General features: G+C 62.3%; 16 protein-coding genes and 1 pseudogene. 5 read left to right on the top strand and 12 right to left on the bottom strand.

Features of this window, described 5'->3' with window-relative positions:
* The first annotated feature begins 140 nt into the window (after positions 1–140).
* Positions 141–467: a hypothetical protein gene (locus JKL48_RS16345; protein WP_201984644.1), complete on the top strand. Its 327-nt coding sequence runs from the start codon at positions 141–143 to the stop codon at positions 465–467.
* A gap of 109 nt (positions 468–576) precedes the next feature.
* Here the strand turns inward: JKL48_RS16345 and JKL48_RS16340 are convergent, their stop codons facing one another.
* The 4 genes from JKL48_RS16340 to JKL48_RS16325 form a co-directional block, all read right to left on the bottom strand.
* Positions 577–1,722 carry a hypothetical protein gene (locus JKL48_RS16340; protein WP_201984641.1) on the bottom strand — a complete coding sequence of 382 codons (1,146 nt, stop codon included), beginning with the start codon at positions 1,720–1,722 and terminating at the stop codon, positions 577–579.
* Between the two features lie 103 nt (positions 1,723–1,825).
* The gene (locus tag JKL48_RS16335) at positions 1,826–2,656 is read right to left on the bottom strand and encodes a phosphatase PAP2 family protein (protein ID WP_201984638.1); all 831 of its coding nucleotides are present in this window, start codon (positions 2,654–2,656) and stop codon (positions 1,826–1,828) included.
* A gap of 82 nt (positions 2,657–2,738) precedes the next feature.
* Entirely contained in the window at positions 2,739–3,938 is a 1,200-nt protein-coding gene (locus tag JKL48_RS16330; protein WP_201984636.1) for a DUF1624 domain-containing protein, read from the bottom strand.
* A 277-nt stretch (positions 3,939–4,215) separates the two neighbouring features.
* On the bottom strand, positions 4,216–4,983 hold the full coding sequence (locus tag JKL48_RS16325; protein WP_201984633.1) for a hypothetical protein: 768 nt from the start codon (positions 4,981–4,983) through the stop codon (positions 4,216–4,218).
* A gap of 427 nt (positions 4,984–5,410) precedes the next feature.
* On the opposite strand from JKL48_RS16325, the gene JKL48_RS16320 reads away from it, so the two are divergent.
* Entirely contained in the window at positions 5,411–6,325 is a 915-nt protein-coding gene (locus tag JKL48_RS16320; RefSeq protein WP_201984630.1) for an NmrA family NAD(P)-binding protein, read from the top strand.
* 129 nt (positions 6,326–6,454) lie between these two features.
* Here the strand turns inward: JKL48_RS16320 and JKL48_RS16315 are convergent.
* Positions 6,455–7,183 (bottom strand): annotated as a pseudogene (locus tag JKL48_RS16315) (NADPH-dependent F420 reductase); the annotation flags it as partial.
* A gap of 236 nt (positions 7,184–7,419) precedes the next feature.
* The gene (gene hutU / locus JKL48_RS16310; protein WP_201984613.1) at positions 7,420–9,198 is read right to left on the bottom strand and encodes a urocanate hydratase; all 1,779 of its coding nucleotides are present in this window, start codon (positions 9,196–9,198) and stop codon (positions 7,420–7,422) included.
* A gap of 140 nt (positions 9,199–9,338) precedes the next feature.
* Here hutU and JKL48_RS16305 point away from each other — a divergent pair, with 140 nt between their 5' ends.
* Complete coding sequence (locus JKL48_RS16305; RefSeq protein ID WP_201984610.1) at positions 9,339–9,611, top strand: hypothetical protein; 273 nt, start codon at positions 9,339–9,341, stop codon at positions 9,609–9,611.
* A gap of 49 nt (positions 9,612–9,660) precedes the next feature.
* Here JKL48_RS16305 and JKL48_RS16300 read toward each other — a convergent pair whose 3' ends face one another.
* Entirely contained in the window at positions 9,661–10,467 is an 807-nt protein-coding gene (locus JKL48_RS16300) for a DUF4097 family beta strand repeat-containing protein (protein ID WP_201984607.1), read from the bottom strand.
* Positions 10,468–10,670: 203 nt separating this feature from the next.
* Between JKL48_RS16300 and JKL48_RS16295 the strand changes: the two genes are divergently transcribed.
* The gene (locus JKL48_RS16295; protein WP_201984605.1) at positions 10,671–11,690 is read left to right on the top strand and encodes an MBL fold metallo-hydrolase; all 1,020 of its coding nucleotides are present in this window, start codon (positions 10,671–10,673) and stop codon (positions 11,688–11,690) included.
* Between the two features lie 217 nt (positions 11,691–11,907).
* Here JKL48_RS16295 and JKL48_RS16290 read toward each other — a convergent pair whose 3' ends face one another.
* The 4 genes from JKL48_RS16290 to JKL48_RS16275 all read right to left on the bottom strand — a co-directional run bounded on the left by JKL48_RS16290 (position 11,908) and on the right by JKL48_RS16275 (position 16,148).
* Positions 11,908–12,765 (bottom strand): TolB family protein, encoded by an 858-nt coding sequence (locus JKL48_RS16290; RefSeq protein WP_201984602.1) that lies wholly within the window; start codon positions 12,763–12,765, stop codon positions 11,908–11,910.
* Positions 12,766–13,029: 264 nt separating this feature from the next.
* Positions 13,030–13,974 (bottom strand): hypothetical protein, encoded by a 945-nt coding sequence (locus tag JKL48_RS16285; protein WP_201984588.1) that lies wholly within the window; start codon positions 13,972–13,974, stop codon positions 13,030–13,032.
* A 407-nt stretch (positions 13,975–14,381) separates the two neighbouring features.
* Positions 14,382–15,401, bottom strand: a complete 1,020-nt coding sequence (locus JKL48_RS16280) for a hypothetical protein (protein ID WP_201984586.1) — start codon at positions 15,399–15,401, stop codon at positions 14,382–14,384.
* Between the two features lie 237 nt (positions 15,402–15,638).
* The gene (locus tag JKL48_RS16275; RefSeq protein WP_201984584.1) at positions 15,639–16,148 is read right to left on the bottom strand and encodes a hypothetical protein; all 510 of its coding nucleotides are present in this window, start codon (positions 16,146–16,148) and stop codon (positions 15,639–15,641) included.
* A gap of 200 nt (positions 16,149–16,348) precedes the next feature.
* On the opposite strand from JKL48_RS16275, the gene JKL48_RS16270 reads away from it, so the two are divergent.
* Complete coding sequence (locus JKL48_RS16270) at positions 16,349–17,125, top strand: LytR/AlgR family response regulator transcription factor (protein WP_201984582.1); 777 nt, start codon at positions 16,349–16,351, stop codon at positions 17,123–17,125.
* Between the two features lie 212 nt (positions 17,126–17,337).
* On the opposite strand, the gene JKL48_RS16265 is transcribed toward JKL48_RS16270, so the two are convergent.
* Positions 17,338–19,506, bottom strand: coding sequence for an ATP-binding protein (locus tag JKL48_RS16265; RefSeq protein ID WP_201984580.1), 2,169 nt, complete (start codon positions 19,504–19,506; stop codon positions 17,338–17,340).
* Positions 19,507–19,583 lie beyond the last annotated feature (77 nt).

Raw genomic sequence — 19,583 nt, 5'->3', positions numbered from 1 at the left:
GGGGTGATGAAGGGGGTGAAGGGGATAATGGACGGATTTACTGGGTGGTAAATTTGGGGTCAATTTACGCCAGAGTCCGTGGTATTGAGCTACCCCGCCGGGAATAAGCGCGGGGCGGCTTTGCGCAGTAGCTTTGCCGCATGGTCAAGCCCTCGCCTGTTCTGCTTCTAAGCGCCGCCGCGCTTCTGGCCAACTGCCAGCATACCCCCCATCCTGCCGCCACCCCCACCACTTCCGAATTCACCACTACCCTGACCGTGGCCGACGCCCGCGCCGCCGTGGCCGGCTACCTCCAGACCCAGCCCAACGCCGCCCTCTACCTCCTCGACTCGGCCCACGTCACCGACAACGAAACCAGCTGGCAAGTGCTGGTGCCCCGCACCGACTGGGCGCACCGCCTGCCCAGCCGGGCCCGCTTCGAGGTCGACAAAACCACGGGCAACGTCCATCCGGGGGCGGTTAAGTAAAGCCGGAAGCCGCTCACGGAACCTAAGTATTCGTGCAGGAACGACTGCATTCGCTTAAATTTCATGCAGAGCGCATTACCCGCGATACGGCCCTAAAAACGGGCACATTTTAGTTGCCTATCGGCTTGCGCCGTCCGCCAATATCAGACCGGAAATGGACCGTAGTGAAGGTACTCGGGCTGCCGTGGTGTATCACCGGCATACTGCCTTCGCCGGGTCCAGAATAGCTTCCGGCTATATCGAAGGCTGGCAGTGACTTTGCGAAAAAGCTCCGGTTTTGGTTTTCAAACATTGCGGCCTTTTCCCTCACCCCCTCATAATTTTCAAGTAACAGGTAGGCCACACAGAGATTCTCAATTAAACCCAATCCGATTTTGCGGTTGATTTCCGCTTTTTTATCGTCCCAGTTTGCCTGTACAAGGTACTTCTCCCACACCGTTGTCAGGTTCTGTATTTTTGGCAAATCCGGCGTGGTGGCCGAAAGCGCGCCAATGAATTCGTTGGTTGCTGTGTTGATTTCCTGGTAAGATGGCAAGTCGCCCTCCACCGAATTCACGGTCATACGGGCAGGCCAAGTGTTGCCGCCTAGTTCAAAATCTGCCCGTTTGACGACTTCATCGAATAACTGCACGACCAAGTCTGGCTGCATCTTGTTGCGCACGTAAACATCAAGCTCTTTTACCGAATCGAAATAGCTGGTACGCACTCCGCGTTGGCTCCCCTTGTAGGAAGCTAACACGGTTTGGGTTGTTGCATCCGATAAGGTGTACCCGTGTTCGGCAGTAAACAGCAGGTCGTAGGCGTATTGCGTGCGGGACTTTCCGCTGTCCTTGTCCTTAAAAGTATTAGTCAAATGGCTTTGGATACCGAAAGTGGGCGCTGCTACAAAGATTTTCAGCACAACATCGCCCCCCGATTTCTTGAATTCCAGATTTTGTAATTTAAGCGGCTTACTCACATCAATGGTTGGCCATGGTACTGGCGGCTCAACTGCACTCAAGGTTGACAGATAATGCTCTGCCGCTTTTGCCAATACGTTACCTAGCATCCCTTTGTCTGAAGAAGGCAAGTCGTATTCCATCGAATATGACTTGTATTTCGGTGCCAACTCTACCAATGCGGCTTTGTGGTAAGTGGTCCAGACTTTCTGGCTCGCTACTTTTTGACCCGCCGCTGGCAGCAACCCAAGGGTCGAAACGATTAGCAGCGCCACCATTGGGCGGATAACGAGATGGATTAAACGTGATATCACCATACGTCAGATTTGTTTTGCACAAAAATAGAAATTAAGTGCAATCAAATTCTTTAATATTGATTCTCCGCGTGCTCAGTGTGGCCGCATTGGCCGTTGCAGGGGGCTACAGCCGCTTGCTCAGCAGCATGCCCGAATAGGCGTAGCCGTTCACATTCAGGCCCTGCATGGGCACCAGCGACACGCCCGCCCGGCCGGCCACTTTGTGCAGCTGCGGCACCACCACGCCCATCGTAGCTCCCACCGCGTAGCCCAGCAGGTTATCGGAGAGGAAGTGTTTGCCGGCTTCGATACGGAAGTAGGCCACGGCCACCGGCACGGCCGCCGCCGCGCCCCACACGAAGGCTTCGCCAGAGTAGCCGGGGTTGAAGTCGTGCATCACCTTAGCCGCGAAGAAGGTGGCCGTGGCCGTGTTGGCCGTATGGCCCGAAAAGAACGAATTGGTGGCAATTTTGCCGCTGCGGCCTCCTCCGCCTTCGGTGCCGTAGAGATAGGGCCGGTAGCGGTATACGTTGCCGGCCGCAGTAGTGAAAATGGACTCGCTGGCCAGCACCGTTTCCACATACAGGCCCAGTACCTGCCCGTAGTGGCTGCGAATATTGTCGTTGAGGGCCAGCAGGCCGGGGGCTATAACCAGAGAGGGGTAGCATAGCAAGTCGCTGGTAGTCTGGGCAGCGTCGCTGTAGTAGCCGGCCGAGAAACGGTCGATGCTGGGAACGTCTTCTTTTTTGAGATTGGCCAGTTCGGCATCGGTCAGGCCGTGCTTTTGCTGCACGCGGTAGAGGCCGAAAGCACTCACGGCACCTAGCCCCAGAATAACGGGGCCATCGACGGCAAAGCGGGTGTGGTAGGGCGAATTGGTGCTTTGCTGGGCCTGAGCGGTGGGGGCAGCCGTCAGCAAGGAGCCCGCCAGGGCGAGTGAGGCAAGAAACTTCATCTAAACATAATTCTGGTGATGAAGCCCAAAACGGAAAAGCCACGGTCGGGGTTAACCACTGCCGTTTTACACCAGAAGCCGCTTACAGATACGACAGCCACCAGTGCGTGTGCCGCTGCTTGTAGCCCTGGTACCAGCGGCAGGGCCAGTAAAGCAGTGCCACCACAACCACCCACACCGCATAGGCCCGCAGCAAACCGGGCCGATACGCGGCCGGCTGCGGCACCCCTGACGGCGCAAACGCCAGGTTGTACGGCTGGCCAAACGCCGCCCAGGTCCAGACAAACGTTCCGGCACTGATAAGCGCAAAATGCGTCAGATAATAGAACAGGGGCACTTTGCCGAACACGCCCAGCCAGCCGCGCAGCCGGGCCGGCAGGTCCTCGGCTACTGAGAGCAGCAGCAGGGCCACGCCCAAAGTAAGGCTGAGGAATAGCAACGAAGGCGGCTGTTTCGTGACGTTCAGAAACGATAGCACGGTGTAGAGGCTTCCGCGGGGTTGCACCAGCCACGGCGTTGGGTTGCCGTACCAGTTGCTGGCCCGCAGGGCAATGAAAAGCAGCAAAGCCGCTGCCCCCGTCAGGCGCAGCCAGCGCTTGCGCATTGGCAACGGGGCCAAAAACCACGGCCCGATGCAGTAGCCAGCGGCCATTACGGCAGCCCAGGGCAGCACGGCATACGCCACCAGCATGGGCAGCTTGGGCGTGAGCAGGAAGAGAAACGGGCTGTTGTAGAGCAGCGCCGGAACGAGGGTGGCCCACGTCACGGGCTGCACAATGGGCAGGGCATTGTGCCCAAAAATGACCACCAGCGCCAAGGCGGCCACCAACCCGCGCGGCAACCAGATGAGGCCCGCCAATAGCACCATGCTCCAGCCCAGCGCCCATATCACCGTGAGCAAAATCGTGTCGTAGGTACCCCATTGCAGCAGGAAGTTCATCACCACGATTTCCAGCAGCACCAGCCACAGCCCCCGCGTGAGCAGAAACCAACTCACCCGGCTCAAGCGGGGCTGCTTTTGCTGATAAAGGAACACACTGGCGCCGGCCAGAAACAGGAAAGTCGGGGCGCAGAAATGCGTTATCCAGCGGGTGAAAAACAATGCCGCCGAGGCGTGCGCCATGTCATCGGGCCGCACGGCGGTGGGGCTCCAGAAATCCCGGATGTGGTCGAGCGCCATGATAACCATGGCCAGGCCACGCACCACGTCGATGGCCTGCACGCGGGGCGTAGCCGCCCGGCTGGCAACGGAGACGGGTGGAAGCGTAGCGGCTTGTAACATAGGCGCCTGGAAGCAGGTGGAAGCGCCGCCAAGTTAAGATAATTTGCCGTAGCGCGAGTTCAGATGAGAGGTCATGCCAAAGCACGGTCATGCCGAGCGCAGCCGAGGCATCTCGCGTGTGATAGTAACTCAATCGCCGGTCATGCTGAGCTTGTCGAAGCATCTCTCCCGCTTCGTTGCAATTACCATGAGCTACTACCCCATCCAAGATGCTTCGCTGCGCGCTGCCTGAAGGACTGCCGTATGGCGTTTTCTGTTCAGCATGACGGGACACTTGCTACTCCTTCACCGTTGCGCCGTGCACGGCCAGGGCCTCGCCCAGCAGCCAGCGCCGCACAAACACGTCGTCTTCCGACACTTTGCCCACCACGCGGTACTTAGATTCGAGGGCGGCACTGGATTCGGCCGCTTCGCGCACCACCGTGCCGGGCCCTACGTAGGACGAATGCACCATCTGCACGGCCCCACCCTCGCGCACCCGCAGGAAGGCGACGTGGAAATCGAGCCCCAGCACATAGAGGCCCGGCCCCAGCGCCCGCACCTGCCGCACAAAATCGGCCGGCGCCACGCCCCAGTAGCGCGTGATATGCGCTTCCGAAGTCAGGTTTTTGACGATGACTTCGGAGGCCTGCTTGGCCAAAACGGTGCGCTGCAGACGCAGGCCCGCATCGTGCAGCGCGGTGGTCACAAAGTAGCCGCAGGCAATGCTGCCGCGCCGGGGCGCCCAGGTGGTGCCGTAGAACGCCCAAGGCGTACCTTCCCACGCCGGAAAAACGGTGCTGTCGAGGGCCGTGAGCAGCAGCTGCCGGGCCTCTTCGAGGCGGGCGGCGCGGGCTGGCTTGGTGGCTGCCTGCCGGTAGCGAGCCGCCAGCCGCAGCCGCCGCGCCGCGAACCGGCGCAGCGTGGCCCGGTAGGCTGGGGCGGAGAATGCCGCCAGCGCGGCGGGCGTTTCGGGGCCGGTGGTGTTGGCATCGGGCGTGGCCGTTTGGGCAAAGCAGCCCCGCAAGCCGGCCAGCAGCAGCAAAGCCAGAACATTGATTTTCATACCGAAAAGGTGCCAGCGGCTGGTTGCCCCGGCTGATGGGCTCAACGGCGGAGCGGGGGGCGTTTATTGTTGAGTATAGGTCGACTTTAGCGGTGAAAACGGTCCTGCTGAGCGCAGCCGAAGTTTCTCTCCCACTTTAACCAAAGCTGTGATTTGAGGTTGGTATTGCAGTAGCGATGCTTCGGCTGCGCCCACGAGAAGCAGGGCAAGGACATCGAAGAGGTGCTGGACGCGCTGAGAAGCCTGCCGCGGTAAGTCTGTCTGTCATCCTGAGCGCAACGAAGGACCTTATATATAACCGTTGCGCCGAAAGGATTGCTGCAAACCATTTCATTCGCCATAAGCTCCTTCGCTGCGCTCAGGATGACAGGCGGGCTCACTACAACCGGCCAATGATTTATTTACACTCAACCCAATACACCCTCCAATGCCCGAAACCCCAACCACCTCGCCCACCGCTACGCCCATTGTGCTGGCCGGCGCCACCGGCGCCCTCGGCCTGCTCATCGCCCACCACCTGCGCCGCCGGGACGCTGCCGTGCGGGCCTTGGTGCGCCCGGAAAGCGGCCAGGGCGCCGAAGCCAAGTCGCTGCGCCAGCAGGGCGTAGAGGTAGTGCCCGTCGACTACAACAACGCGGCCGCCCTCGCGCAAGCTTGCGGCGGAGCCAGTTGCGTAGTATCAGCCCTGTCGGGGCTGCGCGATACCATTGTGGACGTGCAAACGCGTCTGCTCGAGGCGGCTGTGGCCGCGGGGGTGCCCCGCTTCATTCCCTCCGATTTCTCGGCCGACTTTACCAACTTGCCGGAGGGCTCAAACCGCAATTTTGACCTGCGCCGGGAGTTTCAGCGGCGGATTGATAAGGCGCCCATTCAGGCCACCTCTATTTTGAACGGCATGTTCATGGACTTGCTGCGGGGGCAGGCGCCGGTGGTGCTCGCGGGCCCGCGCCGGGTGCTGTACTGGGGCAATGCCGACCAGCCGCTCGACTTCACCACCATGGTGGATACGGCCAACTACACGGCGGCCGCGGCCCTCGACCCGACCACGCCGCGCTACCTGCGCGTGGCTGGGCAGGTAGCCAGCATCCGGCAGCTGCAGGCCGAAGCCAGCGCGGCCACGGGCCAGGCCTACAAACTGTTGCGAGCGGGCAGCCTGGGCTTTCTGGCCACGATGATAAAGATTACCCGCACGCTAATGCCAGCCCCGAACGACGTGTTTCCGCCCTGGCAGGGCATGCAGTACCTGCACAACATGCTCAGCGGGCAGGCCAAACTGCCGACGCTCGACAACGACCGTTACCCCGATATCCGCTGGACGCCGGTGCGGGAGGTGCTGGCCTAAGCCAGTGGCGAAGCAGGGTAGCAAAACGCTACCGGGTAGCTGCAGAGCCTTCCGCATGGGGCACAAAAAAACGCCATGCCGGACGTAGCCGCGGCATGGCGTTTTAGCTGGCCAATCATTTGGCGGGTGCTACTTCAGCTGGATGCCCTGCGCGGCCATGGCCTGCTCTGCTTTGGCTTGGTTGGCTTGGTACTCGGCGTGCTGAGCCGCGGTGCGCTGGCTGCCCAGGCTGGCGAAGTGCTCGCGCAGCTTGTCGGCGGGCATATCGGCGCCGTACGACGGGGTGCCGGGCTGCTGGCGCCACGACTCGTGCAGGGTGCCGTCGTCCACGGCGTCGAAGCCCAATTCTTCCACCAAGGCCATTACCTTCTGCTTGGCGGCGGCATCGTCGCCGGCCACGGGCAGGGCAATGCGGCCGGGGGTGCCGGCGGGCACGCCCTTGTTTTGCAGGTGGTCGGCGTAGATGTTGTTGAACACCTTCACCACCGGGCGGCCCAGGTGCTGCTGCACCCACTCGCTCTCGGTGAGGTCGCCGGTTTCCAGCTCCGCAATCTGGCCGTCGCGCAGCAGGGGGTAGTAATTGCTCGTGTCGATGATGGGCACCTCGGCCGGCACACCGGCGAACAGGTCTTTGGGCAGGTCGGGGATGTTTTTCAGCGGGATGGTGACGACGATGATTTCGCCGTGTTTGGCCGCCTCCTGGGCCGTGACGGGGGTAGCACCGGTTTTCTGGGCCACGTCGCCCAGGGTTTGGGGGCCGCGGGAATTGGCGATTTTAACCGCGTGGCCCAGGCTGGTGAGCCGCACGGCCAGGGCGCTGCCGATGTGGCCGGCGCCGATGATTCCAATATTCATGGTGTGAAAGTTTAGGACGTTGTGCGGCGACGAATTGCGGCCGCAGGTAGCTTAACAGTTTCGGGGGCGACTTGCTTTTTTCTGGTGGGTGTTTGATGGTGAAGCTGGTCATTAAAAACGTCATGCTGAGCGAAGTCGAAGCATCTCTACCACGCAACTAATCCAATCGACAGGATTTAGTATGGCGGGAGAGATGCTTCGACTTCGCTCAGCATGACCGTTCCTTTTATGCCCCGCCCCTACTTCAACCCCGGAATCTTGGCTCCGCGCTCGCGGGCCACGTCCTGGGCCAGCTCGTAGCCGGCGTCGGCGTGGCGGAAGATGCCCATGCCGGGGTCGGTGGTGAGGACGCGGCGCAGGCGCTCTGCTTTTTCGGAGGTGCCGGTCGCCACTATCACCATGCCGGAGTGGGTGGAGTTACCGATGCCCACGCCGCCGCCGTTGTGTAGGCTCACCCAGTCGGCGCCGCTGGCGCAGTTGGCCAGGGCATTGAGCAGGGGCCAGTCGGCCACGGCGTCGGAGCCATCCTTCATGCCTTCGGTTTCGCGGTTGGGCGAGGCCACCGAGCCGCAGTCGAGGTGGTCGCGCCCGATGACGATGGGCGCTTTCACTTCGCCGCGGGCCACCAGGTCGTTGATGACGAGGCCAAACTTCTCGCGCTCGCCGTAGCCCAGCCAGCACACCCGCGCGGGCAGGCCGATGAAGGGCACTTTGGCCTGGGCCTTTTCAATCCAGCGGGCTAGGAGCTTGTTGTCGGGGAAGGTTTCGAGCAGGGCGCGGTCGATGCGCAGAATGTCCTGCGGGTCGCCGCTGAGGGCGGCCCAGCGGAACGGCCCCTTGCCCTCGCAAAACAGCGGGCGGATGTAGCCAGGCACAAAGCCGGGGTACAGAAACTGGCCGGCTTCGTCGCGCACGTTCAGGCCGCCTTTTTCGGCCTGGCCGCGCAGGTTGTTGCCGTAGTCCACGGCGATGGTGCCGCGCTTCTGCATCTCCAGAATGGCCTCAACGTGCTTCACGATGGAGGCCAGCGCCTGCTTCTTGAACTCCTCGGGGTTGGCTTCGCGCAGGGCCAGCACCTCCCCTATTTCGCCTTCGGGAATGTAGTCCATCAGGTCATGGGCCGAGGTTTGGTCGGTCACGATGTCGGCTTTGAAGCCGCGCTCCAGCAACTGAGGCAGCACAGTAGCGGCGTTGCCGATGAGGCCGATTGACCATGCTTCACCTTCAGCTTTGGCTTTGTTGCACAGTTCTAATGCATGGTTTAGGCTGACGGCAGCTTTGTCCAAATAGCCCTCGCGTACTTTCTGATATACACGTTCAGCAATCGGCTCGATGACGAGGCAGACGCCATCGTTCATGGTCACGGCCAGGGGCTGGGCGCCGCTCATGCCGCCCAGGCCGGCCGTGAGGGTGATGGTGCCGCGCAGGCTGCCACCGAAATGCTTGTCGGCCATCGCGGCAAAGGTCTCGTAGGTGCCCTGCAGAATGCCCTGCGTGGCGATGTAAATCCAGGAGCCGGCCGTCATCTGGCCGTACATCATCAGGCCCATTTTGTCGAGCTCGTCGAAGTATTCCTGGGTGCTCCAGGCGGGCACGAGGTTGGAGTTGGCAATGAGGACGCGGGGCGCGTGGGGCCAGGTTTTGAGCACGCCCACGGCCTTGCCGCTTTGCACCAGCATGGTTTCGTCGGCTTCCAGCTCCTTCAGGGTCTTAACGATGGTTTGGTACTCCTTCCAGTTGCGGGCGGCGCGGCCGGCCCCGCCGTACACAATCAGCTCATCATAAACAAGTGAAACGGCCGGGTCGAGGTTATTTTCCAGCATGCGCAGGGCGGCTTCGGCTTCCCAGGTTTTGCAGCGCAATTCCGGGCCGTGCTGGGCCTTCACGGTTTCTGCGGGCTTGAACTCGTAGAACATCGGGCGCCTGCCGTCGTGCTTTTGCGAGGCAGCGCCGGTGGCGGTGGAGAGAGAGTTGGCTTCGAGGTTGAGCTCGGCGGTGGGGGAAGAAGTTGGCGTCATGGATAGGTTTTTGGGTGGTGCAGCGAAGATAGGAAAATGTAGCCTGGACTCTGCGAGTCCGCGCATGCCCGCTCGTTGCGACCTTTCCGTACAACTCCGAACACGCGCGGACTCGCAGTGTCCACGCTACATTTTTCCTCATGAGCACCGACTATAAACCCATCGACTGCCATTTCTACGACCTGCTCGAAGCCGCCGCTACCCAGCGCCGCCGCGTGGCGCTTCAGTATTTCAACGACCTGCGCCAGCTTTGCCTCGACTCCGGTGTGATTGACACGCTGTTCATCCGCGACAAGGTAGAGTTTATGCGGCTGAAATCGGGTGAGGAAATCCGCCTCGACCACCTCATCCGGCTCGACGACACGCCCGCCCCGCTCTACGCCGACTACCCCGATTTCATCTGCGGCTGCTGATGCGTCGGCACTAACGATAAATAAGTTAACCGCCCTCCTAGTCCCGCTCCTAATCCTGCTCCTGGTCCACGCTGATGCCGCCGTTGGTGGTTACGGCCCGTACCGGAGCACCGCCCTGGCCCAGGCTGGCCGTCACTTCTTTGTGAAACATGCCCGATTTGGTGACCGGCAGGCTGGTGTGGATGCCGCCCATGTTGGTGCTGCTGATGAGTTGGGCCGAGTACGTGCGCGGCAGCTTCCAGTGAATACCGCCGTTGGTGGTGCTCACGTCGAGGCCCTTGCCTTCCCATTTGCTGCCGCTAAGGGTAATGTTGACGCCGCCGTTGGTGGTTTCGCCTTTCACCTGGCCGCCCAGGTTGGCGAGGGTCACGCCGCCGTTGGTGGTTTCAAAGGTGATGGCCGCCTTGAGGTTGTCGAGGCTGATGCCGCCGTTCACGGTGTTGAGAGCGAGGGCCGTTTCGCGGGGCACGAAAAGTTCGTAGCTCACGCTCCAGTTCTTGCCCTTTTCGGGGTCGGTGGCGCGCAGGGTGTTGTTGGCGGTGGCAATGCTGATGCGTTTGACGCGGGCGGCGGCGTCGGCTTCGGTGTCGGACCAGGTCTGGATTTTGGCGCGGATGCGGATGTTGGGGCCGTCCCAGCCGTGCACGGTGATGCCCCCGTTGGGGTCGGCGCTCACGGTCAGCGGCTGACCGGCGGGCGCGCTCATGGCCAGGTCGCGGGTTTCGCAGAAGCCTTTCATCGGCTTGTTGTGGCCCCAATTGCCGTTGTCGCAGTTCATTTTGAACGGCGGCTCGGTTTGGGCGCCGGCCGAGAGGGTGCTGCATACCACAGCGAGCGCAGAAAGAATAAGTTTCATAAGAATTTGTGGCAAAGAGGGTTGAGGATAAACGAACAGATGCGAGCCGGCCTGCTTCGGTTGCCCGAGGGTAGGCAGCAGGGGGAGTACCGGGCCGGGGCCGGTTCGTTACAGGCCGTGTCAACATTATTTTTTGAACACCCACCAACTGCTTTTCCGTATTCCTAGTATTCCTCCTTCTCCTTACCAAACCCCTTTGCCCCATGGACACCCTAGCCGCCGGCGTTACCCAGCTGCGCATTCAGCGCTTTGTTAATGTTTACTTCGTGGAAACCGGCACGCCCGGCGAATGGGTCTTGATTGACACCGGCTTGCCCGGCAGCAAAAAAACCATCCTCGAAGCGGCCGATGAGCTTTTTTACCCCGGCTCCCACCCCGAGGCCATCATCCTCACCCACGGCCACCTCGACCACCTGGGCTCGGCCAGAGAGCTGGCCGACCACTGGAACGTGCCCGTGGTGGTGCATCCGCTGGAGCTGCCCTACGTGACCGGCCAGGCCCTGTACCCGCCGCGCGACCCCACGGTGGGCGGCTCGCTGGCGTTCATGAGCCGCTTTTTCCCCACCCAGCTGCCCAACCTTGAAGACCGGGTGCAAGCCCTGGATGCCGACGACCCCAGCACGCCTTTCCTCATGAACTGGCGCTGGCTGCACGTGCCCGGCCATGCGCCCGGCCAGCTGGCGTTCTTCCGCGAAGCCGACCGGGTGCTGATTGGGGCCGATGCCTTTGCCACCTGCCACCACGACTCGGTGCCGGCCGTGCTCCTGGGCCTGCCCAAAATCAGCCGGGCCGGCACGCCGTTCAACTACGATTGGGAAGCCGCCCGCCGGTCCGTCCAAACCCTGGCCGCCCTGGAACCCAAAGCCATCGGCTGCGGCCACGGCCCGGTCATCAGTGGTCCGCAGGCGGCCACGGGCCTGCACGCGCTGGCCGATAACTACCCCGTCCCGTCGCACGGCCGCTACGTGCACGAGCCCGCCCGCGTCGATGCCAGCGGCGTGGAGCACCTGCCGCCCGCTCCCAAGGACAAGCTGCCGGTGCAGGCGGCCATCATCGGCGCCGGCATGCTGGCGGCGGGCGTGGCCTGGCTGCTCACCGGCGGGCGCCGCAAAAGCCGGAAGCAGTCAAAAGCCTACAAGCGAGCCTACAAAGCGGCCAGAAAAAGCGGTACTTATCAGTCGCCCACTCCGCCACCACTGTACCGGGGCGGCGTGGGCAGTTAATGCCCAAGCACTACCTCGTCTGAACGTGAGTTGCTCGCTCCCTTTTTTAACCAAGCGGCAGGATACAGACCGATGCGCAAGCAAGCCTCACGCGGGCGCGGCGGGCAAATGATGTCGCGCAGAAACGTTAGCCCGGCGAGCGGGAGCAGGCGAATTCCGCAGCTATGCCTGTTTCCCGAACATGCATATGCGCCGCACCCGGCTGCGTGTGCGGGGGCTAAAGCCACGTGATACCGCCCCAGCCCCCGCTGATGCGGTTGCCATCGGCGTTGCGGGGCCATATGTCGGCGCTGTTTTCGAGGGCTACGGGACCCGTGCCCGTGGCAGGCACCACTCCCAAGGCAGTGTAATAACTCTGCTCGAAGGTCTTGTACGTCCAGAATGCCACATACTTGCCGTCGGGCGACCAAACCGAATGCCCCTCCTGACTGCCCGAAGCGGTGGTGAGGGCGCGCAGGCCCGTGCCGTCGGTGTTCACCAGCCAAAGGTGGGTGTTTTGTACAAAGGCAATGCGGGTGCCATCCGGGCTCACCGAGGGCAAAATCGGCGTCGGGTTGCTCGCTACCGCCGCAACGCGGCTAACGTTGATGCCGGTCCCGGCAATTGTGCCGATGTACAGACCGGCCTTGGCCGAGGGAGTGGCGGGGGCTTGGAAGTTGATGTTGGAATCGTAATCGCCGGCCATCACCAGGCGGCCATCGGGCAGCCAGGCGGGGCTAAAATAGCCTTCTGCGCCGGCCAAATAGTTGCCGTTCAGGTCCATCACGACCGTACCGTAGCTGAACGGTACCGGCGCGCGGTTGTAGTACTCCGTGTAAGTAAAGGCCACTTTGCTGCCATCGGGCGAGATTTTGGGGTTGGAAATAGCTGATGCTGAACTTTGCGAGTTGTAAATCACACGCACTTGGTTGCCGGCAGCATTGGTCACTTCGAGGCGAGCCCCGCTGAAGGCCTTGTTCACGTACAGCGTCGAGCCATCGGCCAAGCGCACCGGGTCATTGCCTGCCGTCTTGAAGGTAGTATTGGTTTTGGCCGTAAAGCTGTATTCCTGCATGTCGTTCGCGTAATTATGCACGAGTGTCCCTGCCCAAGCCCCGTTGCTTGCTGGTGCAGGGCTTGTTTCGCTGGTTTTGGAGCAGGCACTCACTAGCACTGCCGCAACGGCCAGTGTGGCGTACCATCTCTTTTGAAAGGCTGTAAAAAGCATCATTCTCATCTCGCGTTAGGTTAAACTAATCACACAGCATAGTCAAACAAATTTTGGTACAAGTGCAATTTTGCTTGTAACGAGCAAATGGGGGGCGAGCACCACAGGCCAATGGCCTCGAACGCCGGGATGCTACTGCCGTGAATAGGCCATTCCGTTGAAATTGAACAGCGTAATTTTGCCTTTGCCGTCGCCCACCGGGTAGGCCACGTCGCGCACAGTGCGGCCCTGGGCATCGGTCAGCGTCAGGTACCAGCCATTGAGCTGCCAGCGCCCGCCTTGCTTGGAGGAGCCGCCGGTTTCGGCCACGCTGCGCTCGGTCACGGACGTAACCGTGGCTACCCCGCCGCTGGTGTAGGTGCCATCGGGCCGAAAGGTGAGCGACTTTGATACCACGGCACCGCCCATCGGGGTGTAAGAACTGCTGCCGCCCTCGAAAGAGCCCACCAGCTGCGCCGCGCTGTGAAACGGCCCCACTGCCGAAAAAATACTGCCCAGGCTCCAGCTAAAGCCTCCTTTCAGCATGTTCATTTCGGCGCTTTCGGGCTTGGCCGCCCCCGTCCAGGCAATGGTCAGCGTTTTGCCGGCAACGGAGTACTTGCCCCGGTTGCGGGCGGGCGTGGCCGCCAGTTCGGCGGCGCTCAGGCCGGGCGGGTTTTCATAAGCAATGCCGTTGGGCGCAAAGTAATAGCTCAGGGTGAAGAAGTTACCCAGCACCGACTTGGTGACGAAAAACAAGCCCACCGGCTTGTTGCCCTCCATGCGGCCGGCCTGGGGCGCGGGTCCGGCGGGCGCCGGCGGGGCCGCCACCGTTTGGGCCGCCTTGGCCGGTGCCGGCACGCTGGCTGCTGCCCGGGCAGTTCCGGCCCCGCCCGCCAGTGCGTTTTTGCGGGCCAGTGCCTTGGTCATGCCCTCGGAATCGTCGACGCTGGTAAAGGCTTCGTAGGCTTGCTGGTACGCTGCGCTGGCTGCGGCTTTGTTGCCGGCAGCTTCCAGCTGCTGGGCTTTTTTGAAGACTTCGGCGCCGGGAGGGCCGCTATAGGCCAACTGGGCAAAGGCCGCCGTTACGGGAAGCATGAGGGCCGCAAGCAACCAGGAGTGACAGGAGTAGACAAAACGCACCGGCATGATTGACAAGAACTAAGGTGAACGGAATAAGACAAAAGGGGAATGCAGCGAAAGCTGCGTGTGCCTGCCGCTGTCAGCGGGCCGCTCTGGCAACAGAATCGGTTGTGGGGTTCGCAACGGTTTGGCCGGGCCCGGGAGGGCGAAAGCGGGCTGTGTCTATGTGCTCGCTCTCCTGCTCTCTCATTCGCTCGTCGTTCAGCGTGCCTGTATTGGTCCAGGCCAGGTACCAGAAGAGGCACGCGGCCAGGAAAAGCAGGCCAAGGCCCACACCCAACCACAAAATCCCCAGGATGGCTCTGCGTAGCCAGCGCGGCAATGCATCCATGAAAGAAGGCAGCACGAAAAACGGGGTGCTCTTACTGCCGGGCATACGCTACGTTGTTAAAGTAGAAACGCACCACCCGGCCGGTTTTTTCGTCCTTTTCGATTGGGTACGCCACGCCGCTTGTGGTGCGGCCCTGGGCATTGGTCAGGCTGAGTACCCAGCCGTTCAGGCTCCAGCGGCCGGCGCTGTCGCCGGAGTTGCCCACCGTCGTCTTGCCCTGGTTTGATGAAGCACTGATGCTGGCCGCAAAGCCGCCGCGGTAGGTGCCATCGGCGTGCAGTTCCAAACTGCTCGACACCGCAGCCCCGGTCACTGAATTGCCGCCCTGAAAATTTCCCACCAGCTCCTGGGCGCTGCCAAACGGCCCCATCCCCACGAAAATACCCATGTCGTGGTTAAACGAGTTGCCCCCGGTGGTTTCGATTTTGAACGGCTCAGAGCGTCCATCGGCCCACTTCACGGTGGGGGCCGCGCCGGCCTGGTAGGTGCCGCGGTCGCCGGGTTTGAGGGCGGCAAACCCCGCCGCATCAAGGCTGGTGGGGTTGTGATACACTTGCCCACCGGGCGCAAAATACCAGGTGGCTTTTTCCAGCGAATGCCACGCGGGTATGTAGCGCGTCATAAAAAACAGCCCCAGCGGCCGGCCGTTGGCAACTTTGCCGGCCACAGGTGTAGGGCCGGGTGGCAGCGCGCCCGCAAGCCGGGCAGTAGGCACGGCCGTGCGGGTCGGTGCGGACCGAGCGACCGGAGCATCAAGGGTGGCCAATAGATTGTCGGCCCGTTTTTCTTCCAGGGCCGCGAGCTGGGTGGTGGCGCGCAGTTGGCCATCAGCGTCGTTGGCTTGGTGAAAAGCGGCGGCGGCCTGGCTGTAAGCCGCAGCAGCGGCATCGTATTGGCCGGCCATGCCCAGCGTTTCGGCTTTGCGGAGCAGGTAGCCACCAGAGGGTCCTACGGCCTGTGCGCCGGCCGTAGGCACGCCACCCACCCACGTCAAAGCCAGCCCCAACCAGAGTGCCGCCGAATTTAACCGATGCCAGTAGGTGCGTTGCATGTTTTCAGGCGGCGTTTTAAGGGAGAATGGGTTGCTGGCGTCCAAGGCAATTCCTACCGTCCTCCTGCCCTGTCTGTGCTATTGAACAACAAGCGTCTGGATTTCCTGCCATTGCAGTTGGCCGGTGGCCTTCTTTCCGGAAGGCCACCGGCTTTTTAATAAGCAGGGATTTTTGCAGAAAAAAGGGAGAAAAGCGGGAGGGCAACGCAAATAAAATCAGCTGGAAACTTGCCGTAGCTACTCAATATCGACATCGGTAGCCACGTTGGCCTGCATCTCGTAGCCGGGTGGAATGGTGGCGTCTTTGCCCTTTTTCAACAAAAACAACGGGCTGACCACTACGGCCAAACCAATGGTCGCCCCTTTGGTATCGGAACCGGCCGAGCCCACGGCGGTGCTGCTCAGCGGCACCATCTGGCCGTCCACGGCCTGCACCACACTGGGCTTGATGCTTAGGCTGCCTTCTTTACCCAGGCCCCGGCGCTGGGCAGCCCCCACCACCTGGGCACTGCCCGCCGCCCCGGCCTTAATCACGGCGCGGCCCTTTATCACCACGTCGTACTTCACGCGCAACGTCACGCTCTGGCCCACCTGCGCATCTTTTGACGACAGCGGGCTGGTGGTTTCGAGCACGACCAGGGTTCCGGTTTTGAGCTTGGTGGGCTTGGGGGCCTCGGCGCGACCAACGAAAGTGAGCAACACCAGCGCCGCCGCTACGCCTTTCAAACGAGTAAGAAAAGTGGCCATACTAGTAGGAATTTGGTGGAAAGTGCGTCTGGGCTATTGCATAGCCCCTTCCGGATTAGAAAACTAGCGGGGCGCTACCTTGCGTAAGCAACAAAGTCGAGCAAGGCCACCAAGAAGTCGACCGGCCTTGCGTACAGTCGACCAAATTGCTGCTTCCTTATCCGGTAGCCAGACGGCTGGCCGGCCCTGTTTTCAACGCCATGCCTGTTGCTCTGCCTGCTCCCGCTTTTAGCTGCCTCGTGCTCGATGATGACCTGCTGGTGCGCGACCTGGCGGCCAGTTTCGTGGAGCAAATTCCGTCCTTGACGCTAACTGGGTTGTACGACAACGCGGTGCTGGCTTTCGAACACCTGGCCCGCCAACCCGTCGACCTGCTTATTACCGACATTGAGCTGCCCCAGCTCAACGGCCTGGAGCTGGTGCGGGCGTTGCGGCAGCCGCCGCTGGTCATCTTCGTGACCTCGCACCCGCACTACGCCCTGCCCACCTACGACCTCGACGCGGTGGATTTCCTGGTGAAGCCCTTGCGCTTCGACCGGTTCCTGCGCGCCGTCGACAAGGCCCTGCTCCTGCTGCGCGCCAAAGCTCTCCCGCCGACCCACCCCGCGCCCGCCGGCCCGCTTCCGGCCGACGACTCGTTCTTTATCCGCACCGAGTTTCAGTTCCTCAAGCTGCACTACGCCGAAGTGGCCTACGTGGAGGCCATGCGCGACTTCGTGAAAGTGCACCTGCTCGATGGCACGGTGCACATCACCCTCGTCAACCTCAAGCAGATGGAAGCCCAGCTGCCGCCCCACCTTTTCGTACGTACCCACCGCTCTTTTCTGGTGAACACCGGCAAGATAGAAGCCGTCACGAACCAGGAAGTGCGCGTGGGCAATGTGGAAGTACCCCTGGGCATCACGCACCGCGAGGCCGTGCTGGCCCAGGTGGTGCAGCAGCACCTGCTGGCGCGCCACCCCGGTAAGCCCGAGTAAGGCCAAGGTTGTTAACCGCCAGCTGTTCAGCCATTTTTAGACAGCCGTGAAATGCTTTATTACACCGTGCCCGTCCTGCAGAGCTGGTCGAATGGTCGAATCACCTCTACCGCTTCGGCGCTTCGATTGGATTAGTTGTGCAGTAGAGATGCTTCGACTCCGCTCAGCATGACCACCTGATTTGGCCCTGGTTATTTGTCTGAAGCCATACTTCACACCGGCACGGGTACCTCGGCCACCGGCAGCGCCAGCGTGAACGTGGTGCCGTGGCCAGGGCCGCCGCTTTCTACCCAGAGCCCGCCGCCGTTGCGGGCGGCCACGTCGTGGCTCAGTTTCAGGCCCAGGCCGGTGCTGCGGGCCTGGCCGGCCTCGCCGGCGCGGCGCTCCAGCGCCTCGGGCTGCAAGGGCTGGCGGGCGGTGGCCACTGGCAGGCCCCGGCCGGAATCCGTCACGGCCAGTTGCCAGGTGCCGTGGGCGCGGCTGGCCGACACGCGCACCGTGCCGCCGGCGGGCGTGAATTTGATGGCATTGGCGAGCAGGTTGCGCAGCACCAGGCGCACCGCCGCAGGGTCGGCCCACACCTGTTCCTCGCCGGTCAGGGCCTGCGACAGGCTGACCTGGCTGGCCTCGGCAGCGGCGGCCATCAGGCCCAGGTTTTCGTCCACCACGTCGGCCAGCGCCAGGTTTTCGGGGCGGGGCGGCCCAGTAGCGCGCATTTGCAGGGCGGCCCAGTGGAGCAGGTTTTCGAGCAGCGCCAGGGTATGGTCGAGGGTGCGGCCCAAGCGGTGGGTGTATTGGCGCATTTTCTCGGGCGGCAAGGGGGGCCCGCTCAGCAGCTCCACAAAGGCGTGCAGCGAATGCAGCGGCCCGCGCAAATCGTGGCCGATGATGGAAAACAGTTGGTCTTTGGTGGCATTGAGCGCCGTGAGCTCGGCGCGCTGCTGTTCAATCTGCTGGTTTTTGCGGCCCAGCAGCCGGTTCACCCGCCAGAGGGCGAGCCCGGCCAGGGCCGCAGCGGCCAGGCCCAGGCCCAGGGCCCACAGCTTGTGCTGCTGCTGGCGCAGGCGCAGCAGCTGGTTTTCACTGGTATGGGCCAGGGCCTGGGCCCGCGCCCGTTCCTGGCTGAGCTGAAAATCGCCTTGCAACCGGCCCATTTCCTCGGCTTTCGACAGGCTGAAAATGGTGTCGTGGGCGGCGTGGGCCTGCTCGGTGTAGTGCAGGGCCTGGCGGTAGTCGCCGTGCTGTTTCAGCTGCCGTGCCAGCAGCAGGCTAGCCGATTCCTCCACGCTTTTGTCCTTTATCTTTTCGGCTAATGCCAGGGCGCGCCGCCCATTGGCCTCAGCAGCGGCTGGCTCGCCTTGGGCGGCCCGCAGCTCGCCCAGCGCTACCAGGGCCGCGGCCAGGTTGCCCTGGTCGCCGGCTTTTTCCAGCAATGTCCGGGCTCTTTCCAGGGTACGGCGGGCTTCCGGCAGGCGGTTCAGCTCGTGCAGCAGCACCCCGTAGTCGCTCAGCACCAGCCCCAACTGCGCCTGCTCCCCGGCTTTTTCCGATACGGCAATGGCCTCGCGGTAAAACGGCTCCGCCTGCGCGCGCTGCCCCAGTTGTTGGTAAGTGGCCGCCAGGTTGGTGAGGCAGTCGGCCAGCGCGCTCCCACTGGGTTGGCGCCGCAGCAGCGGCAGTGCCTGCGCGAAATAGGACCGGGCCTGCCGGGCATCGTTGTGCCGAAAATATACGCCTCCGAGGTTGATGAGGCAATTGGCTTGCAGCGCACTGTCGCGCAGCTGCTGGGCCTGGCGCAGCGTCGGCAGCAGCGCCGCCAGCGCCTGCGGAAAATCGTTGCGGCTGCTGTAAATGATGCCCAGCCCGTTGCGCGTGCGCGCCTCTTCGTGCGCCATGCCGCGGGCGTGGTACAGGCGCAGGGCCTCCTCGCAGGCGCGCAGGGCGCCGGGGTAGTCGTCCTGCTCGTTGGCCACCTGGCCCAGGGTCAGCAGCAGGCTGGGCAGCCCCGGCTGGCCGGGCATGCGTCGGGCCAGGGCAATGCCTTCGGTGAGGTAGCTGCGGGCCTGCGCAAAGCTGCCGTGCACCAGTTCGACCCGGCCCAGTAGCCGCAGGGCTTCGGCCTCTCCTTCCCCGAAATTAAGTTGATGGGCCAGCGCACGGGATTGCAGCAACAGCGGGTTGGCCGCTTCAAATTTGCCTTCGGACATCAGGCCCTGCGCCTGTTGGCGCAGGACCCGCACCTGGGCAGTATCGGCAGGAGCAGGCAATCCGGCACCTGTCAGGCAGCCGAATCCGCACACGCCCAGGCCGCAGCCGGCCGCCAGGCGGAGCTTGTGCCCCCACCAGCCGCGCCCGCTCATTCCAATGCTTGCTACATTCATGCAGTATAGGTAGAAATAATTTAGCTGATTCCTCAAATTACGGGTCAGGCATTGTCTTTGTCAAGTCCGCAGTTCCT

Source organism: Hymenobacter rubidus (genome assembly GCF_016734815.1).
Lineage (GTDB): Bacteria > Bacteroidota > Bacteroidia > Cytophagales > Hymenobacteraceae > Hymenobacter > Hymenobacter rubidus.
This window is presented reverse-complemented; position numbering and strand designations above follow the sequence as displayed.

What these genes read in the sequence shown, in the direction of transcription:
- JKL48_RS16285 (WP_201984588.1), bottom strand. Translation starts at nt 13,974, where the DNA reads ATGCTTCCCGTAACGGCGGCCTTTGCCCAGTTGGCCTATAGCGGCCCT.
- JKL48_RS16265 (WP_201984580.1), bottom strand. Translation starts at nt 19,506, where the DNA reads ATGAATGTAGCAAGCATTGGAATGAGCGGGCGCGGCTGGTGGGGGCAC.
- JKL48_RS16335 (WP_201984638.1), bottom strand. Translation starts at nt 2,656, where the DNA reads ATGAAGTTTCTTGCCTCACTCGCCCTGGCGGGCTCCTTGCTGACGGCT.
- JKL48_RS16345 (WP_201984644.1), top strand. Translation starts at nt 141, where the DNA reads ATGGTCAAGCCCTCGCCTGTTCTGCTTCTAAGCGCCGCCGCGCTTCTG.
- JKL48_RS16280 (WP_201984586.1), bottom strand. Translation starts at nt 15,401, where the DNA reads ATGCAACGCACCTACTGGCATCGGTTAAATTCGGCGGCACTCTGGTTG.
- JKL48_RS16295 (WP_201984605.1), top strand. Translation starts at nt 10,671, where the DNA reads ATGGACACCCTAGCCGCCGGCGTTACCCAGCTGCGCATTCAGCGCTTT.
- JKL48_RS16340 (WP_201984641.1), bottom strand. Translation starts at nt 1,722, where the DNA reads ATGGTGATATCACGTTTAATCCATCTCGTTATCCGCCCAATGGTGGCG.
- JKL48_RS16325 (WP_201984633.1), bottom strand. Translation starts at nt 4,983, where the DNA reads ATGAAAATCAATGTTCTGGCTTTGCTGCTGCTGGCCGGCTTGCGGGGC.
- hutU (WP_201984613.1), bottom strand. Translation starts at nt 9,198, where the DNA reads ATGACGCCAACTTCTTCCCCCACCGCCGAGCTCAACCTCGAAGCCAAC.
- JKL48_RS16275 (WP_201984584.1), bottom strand. Translation starts at nt 16,148, where the DNA reads ATGGCCACTTTTCTTACTCGTTTGAAAGGCGTAGCGGCGGCGCTGGTG.
- JKL48_RS16320 (WP_201984630.1), top strand. Translation starts at nt 5,411, where the DNA reads ATGCCCGAAACCCCAACCACCTCGCCCACCGCTACGCCCATTGTGCTG.
- JKL48_RS16270 (WP_201984582.1), top strand. Translation starts at nt 16,349, where the DNA reads ATGCCTGTTGCTCTGCCTGCTCCCGCTTTTAGCTGCCTCGTGCTCGAT.
- JKL48_RS16330 (WP_201984636.1), bottom strand. Translation starts at nt 3,938, where the DNA reads ATGTTACAAGCCGCTACGCTTCCACCCGTCTCCGTTGCCAGCCGGGCG.
- JKL48_RS16300 (WP_201984607.1), bottom strand. Translation starts at nt 10,467, where the DNA reads ATGAAACTTATTCTTTCTGCGCTCGCTGTGGTATGCAGCACCCTCTCG.
- JKL48_RS16305 (WP_201984610.1), top strand. Translation starts at nt 9,339, where the DNA reads ATGAGCACCGACTATAAACCCATCGACTGCCATTTCTACGACCTGCTC.